The organism is Pseudobacter sp. (genome assembly GCF_051955275.1).
GTDB lineage: Bacteria > Bacteroidota > Bacteroidia > Chitinophagales > Chitinophagaceae > Pseudobacter.
This window is the reverse complement of the sequence record NZ_JBQCGW010000290.1, coordinates 1-12,300: the sequence shown is the minus strand read 5'-3', so window position 1 is coordinate 12,300 and position 12,300 is coordinate 1. Positions and strand designations below refer to the sequence as shown.

6 protein-coding genes are annotated in these 12,300 nt (G+C 48.0%); all 6 read right to left on the bottom strand.

Annotated features, from left to right (window positions below):
• The coding region (locus ACTHMC_RS25200) for a hypothetical protein (protein ID WP_440417527.1) at positions 1-304 on the bottom strand (304 nt) is incomplete at its 3' end.
• 3 nt (positions 305-307) lie between these two features.
• Complete coding sequence (locus ACTHMC_RS25195; RefSeq protein ID WP_440417525.1) at positions 308-2,209, bottom strand: MGH1-like glycoside hydrolase domain-containing protein; 1,902 nt, start codon at positions 2,207-2,209, stop codon at positions 308-310.
• A gap of 202 nt (positions 2,210-2,411) precedes the next feature.
• Entirely contained in the window at positions 2,412-5,501 is a 3,090-nt protein-coding gene (locus ACTHMC_RS25190; RefSeq protein WP_440417523.1) for a glycoside hydrolase family 2 TIM barrel-domain containing protein, read from the bottom strand.
• Positions 5,502-5,587: 86 nt separating this feature from the next.
• Positions 5,588-7,123 carry a RagB/SusD family nutrient uptake outer membrane protein gene (locus ACTHMC_RS25185; protein WP_440417521.1) on the bottom strand — a complete coding sequence of 512 codons (1,536 nt, stop codon included), beginning with the start codon at positions 7,121-7,123 and terminating at the stop codon, positions 5,588-5,590.
• A 23-nt stretch (positions 7,124-7,146) separates the two neighbouring features.
• Positions 7,147-10,233, bottom strand: coding sequence for a SusC/RagA family TonB-linked outer membrane protein (locus ACTHMC_RS25180; RefSeq protein ID WP_440417519.1), 3,087 nt, complete (start codon positions 10,231-10,233; stop codon positions 7,147-7,149).
• Positions 10,234-10,374: 141 nt separating this feature from the next.
• Positions 10,375-12,105, bottom strand: a complete 1,731-nt coding sequence (locus tag ACTHMC_RS25175; RefSeq protein WP_440417517.1) for a tetratricopeptide repeat protein — start codon at positions 12,103-12,105, stop codon at positions 10,375-10,377.
• Between the last annotated feature and the right edge of the window lie 195 nt (positions 12,106-12,300).

Here is a 12,300-nt window from a genome sequence, read left to right as displayed (position 1 = left end):
GCCTGAGATGATATTGCTTACAATCGATCCGGGCCGGCACTAAGAAATTTCCATTTACGCCAGCAATATGATGCTGTAGTTTATCCGCCAATGGTGTCCGGGCCAGGAACTGCATGATCTGCACCTGTGCATCCAGGAATGGTTCGCTCTCAACAAGCGGGGATATTTTAAGGATATACTTCTTCCCATCATCAGCCCTGATAAGATAGTTCCATACATCATACCCATTGAGATCGGATGCAGTACCATCGATCCCAAAATATTCCCTTACAATAGCAGGCACAGCCTGAGTAGAAAATCTCATGTGCTATTTGTTCTTTAATAGTAATAAAAGATGAGCTGCAGACCAGCTGAAATTCCTGGCATTCAGGCCGCGGCCGCTGAGTGGATGATAGTTCTCACAAATGGGTTCGTTTCCCAGTAACCCTTCTCCATGCTGCAATAATTTTTCCAGCAAGCTGGCAGCGAGTTGATGATAACCATATTGCTTCAGGCCATCGATCCCGTACTGGAACTGGTCCAGCCAAACTGGCCCGCGCCAGTAGCCTTTCATCGGGTCGAATGCAGGGTCACTGGCAGACAGGGTAGGTAAAGGGATTTTTGTATTGAAAATTTCCTCATTACTTATCTTTTTCTGAATAGCCTTTGCCTGCTCTTTGCTGCAGATTCCCGCCCATAGCGGTATCCAGCCTTCCGGTCCGTGGCGCCTGATAAAACCGGGTTGATCCATCCTTCTGTCGTAATAATATCCATCGACAGCATCATAAAACGCCTGGTTGATCAATGGTTTCAATATTGCTGCTTCCTGTTTCCATTTCCTTGCCGCCTTTTTGTAATCTAGAATTGTGGCAATTTCTGCGAGGTATAATTTCTCGCGGTATAAGTAAGCGTTGAGGTCTACGCTCTCCTGGTTGAGGCTCCAGGCCTGTTCATTATTCTTCAGCATTATGGCGCTATCAAAACGGACAGCATTGTCCATTCCACTTTCCCACGCAGCTGCAATGCGTGTTCCATCGGTGGAGCCATATTCGCAGAGCCCGTTATTATTATGGTCCCTGTTTGTAAACCACCAGCGATGATACCTTACCAGCTTATCATACATTTCCTGCAGAAAGGGTTTGCTTTTGGACTGCTTGTAGGTGAGCGCCACTGCCCAGGCAGCAAGCGGCGGTTTGGTATCGCGCCAGTTGTTTTCCCGCTTGTCGCTGTAAATACAATCAGGCACCATGCCTGCACTGTCCTGATAATCGAACATACAACGGATATTATCCATTGCAATGCCAGGCTCAAACAAGCCCAGTCCCACGGCCTGTTTCCAGCTATCCCAGCTCCATACGCCATAGAAGCCCTGATAGTTCACACTCGGGAACACTCCATCATGCAACAGGTCCCTGGATTTACTGCGCCAATTGGTGATGAGGGTTACCATGGATTTTACAGCCAGTCTTTTTTCGGATTGTGCCAGAACGCCGGTGTTGCTGAAATATCTTTTCAGGTACCCGTTCCAGCGAAGCGTATTCTTATGGAAGGCCGGTTCAAAATCCGGGATTGACTGCTTTACAGCTTTCTTCCCGTCAGGATAAAATGCTTCTACCCTGTTCCAACTGATGCTGTCCCCTTTTGCGATGCTGATCTTATCACCAGTAGCAGTATACCCAGTATCAGTAAGATTGATCTTAAAATTAAATTGCGCTGGTAATTGCAGCGTGAATAAATGTCCGGACTTATTGAACCTTACATGTATTGTTGATCCGCTTTGTTGCAGGCTTGCACCTCTGTCAAACACCGTTCCTTTATAAACAGGAATTATTGATTTATCCTGATCAGTAATGTTTTTTACAGTAGTCCGTACCATCGCTTCCCTGTTGGAAACAAAGATGAGCAGCAGGCTTATCTTAAAATCCTTCGTTTCAAATTCCTGTTTCAGCATGCCCGGAAAATAATGAATGTCCGGTACAGCGGTTTGAAGATCTGTTTCAATTCCATCACTGCTGAAAATCAACTGAGCAAATGAATTGCTCATCCATTTTCCATCCATGTCCATCAGCAAAGGACCGATGAAACCACCATAATCCTCTCTTCTTTCGGGCAGGGCATACGCATGCCAGGCGCCCAGATCACTGAACACCGTTGATTCGATGGCCCGTGGCTGCTGAACCATGGTACGCAGGTCAAGCACATCCGGGAATTGCTCCCGTTGTGCTTGCAACTGCGAACTGATCGTTGCTATCAGTATTATGAGAAATATAATTTTCCGCTTGTACATCATGTTTGCATTTGTGCCAGGTGTGCCCGGTCGCTGGCGTCCCCGCGAGTGACTTCTATTCCGTCGCCTCCCGGCGACACGGTATTCGCCAGAGGCGAACCCATATAAGTAACTCGCCAGAGGCGAGCTACTGCCCGCACCCTGATCATTTTAAAACAGGCTTCAATGTAAAACCATACTGGTAATCCGAATAAGGCAGCATATATTCTGCATAGGTCTTAGCGCCCCAGCTGTTATCCCCTCCTACTCCCATTTGTTTGTAATCGATATTCCACCAGATAAAATCATCATTGCTCATGGAACCACCGTGGTTATTCTCTTTGGCATCCCTGTCGAAATCCAGCTTATGCATATCGAAATGAAGTACACCTGTACTGATGGGCTTTGCCCCGATGGCCATCAATCCAAGCCCCTGCGTATTCTGCAGGCTGATCCATCGTACATCCGTTCTGTAGCCACTCTCCTGTGCACGGGGATAAGGATGAAACAGCGAGTCGGCAGGCATGCTGTACAAATCAATGGCAGCAGCGGTTTTACGGTCATCGTAATTATCGAAGGGACCACGGCCGAACCAGCTCACTTTGTTGAAATCCTTATTAAGCAATACCCTCATACCAAAGCGCGGCATTTCAGGGAGACTTCCATTGCCAGCCTTCATTGACACCTGTACCTGCACATCTCCTGTTGCAGCAACAAGATAATTAACGGCATACACCGCATCGATATCAGGCAGATAATGCACAGTCCTCAACTGGCTTTGCTGCGCATTTATTTTTTGTACTAAAAAGGAATCCAGCCTGGCTGTTTTCAATGGGTCTTTCCATATGGCACAGCGGATCTGCATACTGTTGCCGATATCAGTATCGGTTGGAGCACGCCAGAAATGTGGCAGCAGCGCGGCATGCAGCATTTCCTTTCCATTGACAGCAAACTGCGTCAGCCAACCTGTTGTGGTATCGAAACCGACTGTAAAACCTGAATTACTTAACTCAAGCAGGCCATTTTTATAATGTTGCTGCAGCGTGTCTTTTGAATTGATATTCTGTTGTACGGTTGCAACATAACCAGGCATGGCAAACTGCTCCCAGGCTGCCCGGTGACCAGCCGGCAATAATGCAGAAGCTGTCTTTGTTCTGGCTTCCACCGTAAGAAAATATTCAGTGCCTGGCTGTTTTGAAAATGCCGGAATATTCAAACTTATTTCCCCGCTTTCACGCGGCGCTACTGCAGGCATAACCACATCTCCGGAAGCAATGATCTTTCCATCAGCTTTGATAAACCATAGTAGCGAATACTCATTCAGATTGGTGAAATCAGTTCTGTTGATAACCCGGATCATATTTCCGGTCAGACCAACGGTCTCAAAACTGACGGGCTGATATACTTTCTTTAATTCAAATGCCTGCGGATGCGGCTTTCTGGCTGCATCAAATAAACCATCGGCACAAAAGCTGGTATCACTGGTGGCGCCCACAGCGCCCATATCCCTTCCATACGCCCAGAAATTACGGCCATGGGTATCACGCTTCTCGAAAGTCTGGTCGCTGAAATCCCAGATGAATCCGCCCTGCAATTGTTTGTGCTTATAGATCAGGTCCCAATAAGCCTGCAGGTTTCCACCTCCATTGCCCATCATATGCGCATACTCACAGAGAATAAAGGGGCGGCTTCTCCACTCCCTGGTATATTCCAGCAGTACGTTCGGCGCACGGTACATCGGCGTAACGATATCGGTGTAAGGATTATCCCTTGCCTCATCATATTCAACAGGCCTGGTATTATCACGGGATTTCAGGAACTGGTAAGTGGCAATGAAATTCTCACCGAACCTGCTTTCATTACCGAGGCTCCAGGTGACGATACTGGTGAAATTCTTATCACGCTCAAACATGCGGCGGGTTCGGTCCAGATAACTGGCCTTCCATCCTGGTTTGTCCGATAAGGTTTTCAATTCATGAAAGTCCATGCCATCGCATTCAATATTGGCTTCGTCCACCAGGTAAATCCCATATTGATCGCAGAGCTGGTACCACTCTTCTTTATTGGGATAATGACTGTTGCGGACAGCGTTGATATTGTACTCTTTCATCACCCTGATATCACGGATCATGCTTTCCCTGCTGATCACCTTTGCCGTGAACATATCATGCTCATGCCTGTTAACGCCCTTGATCTTTACAGCAACTCCATTGATCAGGAACAGACCATGCTTCACCTCCGCCGTACGAAATCCTACCTTATGCGCAAAACTTTCAATCAGTTTCCCTTTGTTGTTGAATGTATTCACCACCATTGTGTACAGTGAAGGTGTTTCAGCAGTCCACTTGTTTACATTATTGACGATGGTCTTGAATGTATAGGTCCGGCCTGTATCCGTCGCTTGTTTTTGCTGAAATACAATTCCGCCCCTTTCATCTATCAATTTAACCTGCAGACTTAATGCCTGTTTGGTTTGTGGATTACGATTAAGGGTGAGATCGAGATCAAACTGGCCATGCGTGTAATTCGCATCAAGACCCGCCTTCACAAAGAAATCATACACAGAAAGTTTCGGCCTTGCTATCAGTTCAACAGATCGCTCGATGCCACTGAGTTTCCACATATCCTGCCCTTCCAGGTAAGTGCCATCACTGAAACGGAATACCTGTACAGACACGCTGTTCTTACCGGGTTTGAGATATGAAGTGATATCGAATTCAGCCGGTGTTTTACTGTCTTTACTGAACCCGATGCTATGCCCGTTGATCCAGCAATAGAAAAATGAGTTGACTGCACCGAAGCGGATAAAAACATCCTTCCCTTTCCAGGAAGCCGGAATATTGAAGTCTCTTTTATAAGATCCAACCGGGTTGAAATCTTCCGGCACATAAGGAGGGTTCACTTTGATAGGATACTCAACATCCGTGAAAATATAGCTGTCCTGCCCAACAGTCTGCCAGTTGGCAGGCACGGGGATCTCGATCCATTTACTGATATCATAACCGGGGTTGTAAAAATCCATGGGCCGCAATGATGGCTTACTGACGATATTGAACTTCCACATCCCATCCAGCGAAATGATATCAGAGGATTTTTGCTGAATGGCTGCTGCTTCACTGCTGCAAGGGATAAACCAGGCGTGAGGCGCTACGGTATTGAGATGGGGAACTGCCGGATTCTCCCAGTCATTCTTCGTTTGGGCAATAGCCAGCCATGGCATTGCTGCCGTTATAAGAAATAATAATTTCTTTTTCATACTTCAACTTATCAGTTTTCACATTTACTCAGGGTGTCACCAGTCGTTCGCGTCCCCGCGAGCGACGGCCTACTCTCCGCGGGTTACTAATAACCAAAGTTCTGATCCAGCAAAGGATTGGCATTGCGCTCACTCTGTGGGATCGCGAAACGCACATGCTTCCTGTCATCAAAATTATTGGCGAAGGGCTTGTTATGACTGGTGATGGTGGTCTTCAGAGATTCTTTGGCAACATTACCCCTGTTCCAGCGAACCAGATCGAACCAGCGGATACCCCACTCCATACTCAGTTCCACCGGACGCTCATGGTGACGGATCTGCGTTCGCAGCTGATCTTTGGTGAACCCGCCAAAAGTCAACGCTTTGGCATGACTGCGGGTCCGCACTTCATTGATCAGGCCGGTAGCTTCATCTGTCTTATTGTTCTCATTCTTCGCTTCCGCCAGCATCAGCAATACATCCGCATACCGGATGATATTGATGTTGATACCCGTGTAACTGCCGGCACGATCCGTAGGATAAGTGTACTTGGTAAAATAATAAGGCACCCGCAGATCATTCTTCACCGTTGAATAAGCCACCAGGTTGGCAGGCACATTCAGGTCGTACATGAATGAATTGGGATCATCAAAAAAGATGCTGCCATATACACGGTCACTGTAACCGCCTCCATCTTTCAGGTCCTTTTTGAATTCATTGAAGAGCCAGGTGGAAGGGCACATTTCATCCCATCCATCCAATGCAGCAGGACGTAATTCAAAATTGAAAGGCTGGCGCTCATCAGTCACGGAACGGTCTCCACTGAACTGAATTTCAAAAATTGATTCAGGGCCATTCTCTGATTTACCATTGAAATTGTCAACATAGTTAGGTAACAGTGTGAACTTATTGTAGAGCTCGCCCAGTTTTGTTTCTGCATCGGCCCATTTTTCCTGGAAGAGATACACTTTACCCAGCAAAGCTTTGGCAGCGTATTTAGTGGCGCGGCCCTGCATGCCGGATCCTGTATAATCCAGCGGCAGCACCGCTTCTGCATCTTTCAGATCAGATTCAATCTGGGCCCACACATCTGCAGGCTTTGCCTGCGGCACACGCAGTTTGGTGATATCCTTTTCAAATTTCAACACCAACGGTACATTCTCAAATCCATTCACCAGGGTGAAATAGTTGAAGGCCCGTAGGAATTTAGCTTCTCCGATGATCTCATTACGCTCCTGCTCCGACAGCACATTGATACGCGGCACATTTTCAATCACCTGGTTGGCGCGGCCGATACCGGCATAACAGGTTGCCCAGATATTGTAACCGGAACTTTCTTCAGGTCCATTGATGAAGGCAGCCAGTTCCTTACCATAAGGCTCGTTCTTGTTATTGTCAACTTCATCACTCTTGTAGGTGAGGCCAACATATACCTGTTCAAAGAAGGTCCACATACTTCCGTCATGCCCCTGCAAAGCTGCATAGGCTGCTGTGATGCCCTGAATGGCATGCTGACGGGTGGTCCAGAATGTATTTTCATTAAGACTCTGCTTGTCCTGCAGTTCGAGGTATTTATCCGAGCAGGCAGTCAAACTCATTGCGCTGATGCCAAGTCCCAGCAATACCGCTGTATATTTTTTCATACTGTTTTTTTTGAGATTGAACATTAGAAACCGATGTTGACACCTGCCACAAATGACCGGCTCAGCGGGTAATACCCCCTGTCTACTCCCCTGCTGAAAATGCCACTGCTGGTAAGGTCCGGATCAAACCCGGTATATCCTGTAAAGGTCAGCAGGTTGTAAGCGCCAACATAAATACGCAGCTTGCTGAGCGATGCTTTACGGATCAGACCTGCAGGCACTGTGTAGCCGATCTGGATATTGCGCAGGCGGATGAAACTGGCATCTTCCAGGAAGTAATTGCTCACACGCTGATTCACGTTGGCATCGGTATTCGACAACCGGAATACAGCACTGTTGCTATTCTCCGGCGTCCAGGCATTGTTGAGGTCAGCAGAACGGAAGAAACGATAGAGGAACATTTTGGCTCCGTTGTACATCTGCAGTCCTGTTTTACCATTGAGGAACAGGCTCAGGTCGAAGTTTTTATAAGAAGCATTGAAATTGATACCGAAGTCAAGATCAGGAAGTGCACTTCCCATCAGCACTTTGTCGTCATCGTCGATGGTGCCGTCACCATTGGCATCTATGAATTTAAGGTCGCCGGGTTTTGCATTAGGTTGCAGCAGGTCACCATCTTTGTTCTTATAACCATCGATGGACGACTGGTCCTGAAAAATACCGGCAGTCTGATAAAGATAGAAACTACCAAGTGGAATTCCTTTTTTGGTGATGGTGGTCATACGATTGGTATAATCAACAGCGCCATCCTGGATCACACCCTGGTCATAACCGAGGCGGATGATCTTGTTTTCTGAATGTGAAACGTTACCGGTGATATCCCAGGAAAATCCGGAAGGATTCGACTGACGCCAGGTAAGCGATAATTCCCATCCTTTATTTTCCATGGTAGCTACGTTGGTCAAAGGAAACTGAGTTATACCGGATGAAGACGGGATGGGCGTTTCAGCCAGCATGTCCTTTGTGCGCGATCTGAAATAATCGAAGCTGCCGCTCAGTTTGTTTTTAAGCAGACTGAAATTCACGCCTGCATTGAGCGTACTGGTTTCTTCCCACTTGATGTTCTCGTTGGCCAGTGCATTGGCAATGGCGCCTACAAACACCTGCTGGCTGGCCTTTGGACCGAACGGATAATTCAGCAGGTTGCTGCTGCCCTGCAGGTAAATTTTGGCGAGATACTGAAAGTTGGCGATGTTCTGGTTTCCTACAATACCATAACTGATGCGTGGTTTCAGTTCATCGATCCAGCTTACGTTGAACCAGTCTTCTTTATGCATATTCCAGCCCGCGGAAGCCGACCAGAACGTACCATACCGGTTATTGGGGCCAAAGCGGGAACTGCCATCCCTGCGCACACTTCCCTGCACCAGGTATTTATCTTTATAACTATAGTTCAGCCTGCCGAAATAAGATTGCAGGGTATTGCTGAAATTCCAGCCATTGGCGCGGATATAATCTCCAGAACCTTCCACAATAAGGCCGCTGAGGGCTTCTATCAACGGGCTGCTCAGGTGATTGCCGGATCCACTGGTACCATTGCTTACACGTTTTTCGCGCGAGAAACCATACATGGCTTTCAGTGTATGATCACCAAAGCTCTGCTCATAGTTCAGCAAATGCGTAAACACGGAATATTCGATCCTCCCTCTTGATTCAGAACGGCTGGGGAACTGGTTGAATGCCTGTGCTCCGAAGTCGTAGGCCTGCGTCTGCGAATATTCATAGGTGTTAGTAAAGTTCTTTCCTGCATTCAGGGTATAAGAAAGCCCTTTCCAGAGTTTAAGATCGGCAGAAATATTCACCTGCAGGTAATCATCATTGCTCCTGTTATCAGAGAGCATGCGCTCACCCACGGGATTGCCTGAGCCCAGTTCAGCTTCAGGCTTAGCATATCCATTGGGAGATGCAGGATCATAAATACGGATATGGGGCAATGCCTCGTAGAGATACATTATATCTGAATAGCCGGCATTTCCATCCGTATTGGCATCGCCGAAGTTTTTATTGTTGAATTTGGTGTAACTGAGGATAGGCGATATTTTCAGCCGGTTATTGAGCAGACGGATATCACTGTTGAGCCTGATATTATCACGCTTTGCTCCTGAGTTGATCACATTACCATTATGTTCCCAGTGGCCGTAGCTCAGGCGGTAGCTGATCTTTTCGGAACTGCCGGAAACATCCACATCATATTTTTGTTCGGTGCCTTTTTTGAAGAAGGCATCCTGCCAGTTGGTATTACCATATTTACTGTCGTCCATCACGTACACGGGAGGGGTCTCGCCGTCATTGGCGAAGGCTGACCTTACCACTTTGTTCATGGCAATCTTATCCAGCAGATCGATATTGTTATTGAGTGTATGCTGCGCGAAGAATGCATTGAAGTTCACCTTCGGCTCACCGCCCTTTCCTTTTTTGGTAGTGATGATGATCACCCCGCCGGCGGCACGTGCGCCATAAATGGTAGCAGCGGAAGCGTCTTTAAGGATATTGACACTTTCAACGTCATTCGGATTCAGATCGTAGGAGTCGTCTTGCGGGATCCCATCCACCACATAGAGCGGTTTATCGTTATTGATGCTATTCATCCCACGGATGAGGATGGAGGGGTTACCGGCAGGGTTGCCAGAACCTGAGCTTACGATCACACCGGCAGCCTGGCCCTGTAACATGGAGGCAAGATTGGCAGTGGGTTGCTTTTCCAGGTTCTTGCTGCTAACGGTGGAGATGGCAGCGGTGAGATCGCCCTTTTTCTGCGTACCGTAACCTACCACTACCACTTCGTTGAGGTTACTGGCAGCAGCATCGAGGGTAAGCTTTATTTCTTTTTCTTCGGTGAGCCTGATCTCGGTGCTGGCATAACCAACGGCCGTTACCATGAGGGTTGAGTTGGGGGGAACGGTCAACTGGAATCTACCGAGGGCATCGGTTTTGGTACCCCTGCTGTCTCCCTTCACTGATACGGAAGCCGCTTCGACAGGATTACCATTCTTATCGGTCACCACACCTTTGATGGTCCAGTCGCGGGGCATTGCGGAGGCCAGTTGCCAGCCTGCCAGCAGAAAGCAGATTAGCGTCAGTTTCTGTAGCAATCGTTTTAGCATTTGCATGTTGCTGTTTTTGAATTTTGATTTGGTGCATTGAAAATAGCCAGAGCTATAACAGTAGCATTCAAAACAGCATCTACAAAAGCCTTCACAGTACCTCTATCTGACCTCTACAAGCTCCTAACACAACTGATTATCAATTATTTAAAATTGCTTCAGGAACTCGTTGAGGTTATCGCCATGTTCCAGGCTGAACTGTTTACGGAGGCGGTAACGGGCCATTTCGGCCGATTTTACGGAGATATTATTGAGAGAAGCGATGTCTTTGATGGAGAGATTGAGCCGTATCTGGGCACAGAGCCTGCGTTCATTTTCAGTGAGCTCAGGGAATTTCCGGAGCAGGTTAAAGAAGAAATCCTTGTGGATCTCGTCAACCGACATATTGAAATCCTGGGCCTCCTTGTTGATGTCGAGGTCGTGCTGGAATTTATGGATCAGCTTATTGAAACGGGTAAGGTCTTCTTTCTTTCCCTCACCTTCCTGTTTCTGGGCGCTCAGGTCGTCAATGAAACTGCGGACCAGTTCATTTCTCTGGGAAATGTAGAGGGCGTAATTCTTCAGTTCGGCATCCTTGTATTTCAGCTTATCCTGGAGGGCGGCTTTTTCAAGGAGGGTATTATCCAGGTCTTTTCGGATCAGAGCCTGTTTGAACTCTTCCAGTTCTTTTTCTTTCCGTTGTTTTTGTTTAAGCTTGGAATAAAAGAGCAGGCCGATGATCAGGATGAGCACAATGCACAGGGCCAATACGTTCCGCTGGAAGGACCGCAGTTGCTTTTCGGCAGCCAGCTCCCTGATCTCCGTTTCTTTTTCCTGTGTTTCCTTTTTTGATTTGAGGGCGGCGATCGCATCGCTCTTGCTCCGGGTGATGATCTGGTTCCGCACATGGGTGTATTCCTGCAGGTCTGCAAAGGCCCTGGGATAATTGCCCAGTGCCTGGTAGAGCTGTGAGGAAATACTGAGATTGTCCAGCAGCTTTTCCTTCTTTGAATTGGAGCTGGCATTTTCTATCAGGGACCTGGCCTGGGCCAGCAGTGCTTCGGCTTCGGGATAATTTTTGAGCATCACCCAGGAATAAGCCAGCTGGTTGAGGGTTTCTGCCTGGCTGAGACGTGCATTGCGGACGGTTTCCAGGTTGAGAGCCCTTTTGAAAAAGGTAACGGCATCCTGGTAACGTCCTCTTGCATTTTCGCAGATACCTATATTATTGTAGGCAGCACTGATAGTACCGGGGATATTTTCTTTGATGGCCATCTGCAGGCTCTGATCAAAATACCGGCGGGCTGAATCGTATTCGTTCTTCAGCTGGAATACCAGTCCGATGGCATTAAGTGCAACGGCTTCCTTCACCCTGTCTCCATTTTTATTATAGATTGCCCGGGCATCCCGGTGATACTGCAAAGAGAAATTTCCATTTTCAGTATCGTAAAAGATCCAGCCAAGGTTGGTATAGGCGTCGGCAATAGAGGCATCACTCCTGAGCTGGCGGCTGAGGTCGAGTGCAGTGAAGCCGTATTCCAGGGATTGCTCATAGCTGTCGTTATACAGGTAACCTTCGGAAAGATTGAGCAGGGCCCGGACCTGCGCAGGCCTGTTATTGGTTTTCAGGGCCAGCAGATAGGCTTCATTGGCATATACCAGGGCCTCATTGGTAGAATCCGGATTGAGCGCAGACGCCAGCTGATTGAGGTGATCGATCTTTTGGGAGTCCGGAAGTCCCGTATTGTGCAGTAATTCCCGGAGGCTGTCAATTTTACCGGCCTGCGGGTAAGCGATGGTGGTAATGAGCAGCAGGCAGGTGATAAAAGCAGTGAGCTTTGCAAGCAGTCCCCTTTGTTGGAAAGGGCGGTCATATATGGCAGCGGGTCTGTTCAGCATTCGGAGTAGGGTAAAACAGGTTTACCGCTTGCAATATAAATGAATTCCGGGAACCGGCATTTCATCGGGGAGCAGTCGCCCGCGTGCCCCCGCGTGGCAAAAATTACGGTTGCTCCGGCGGCCCCGCGCGGGCCGGGGGGGGGGAAAAAGAAGTCACACCCGGGGGCGCGAGCCCCCCGGCCCACACCAAAAAAA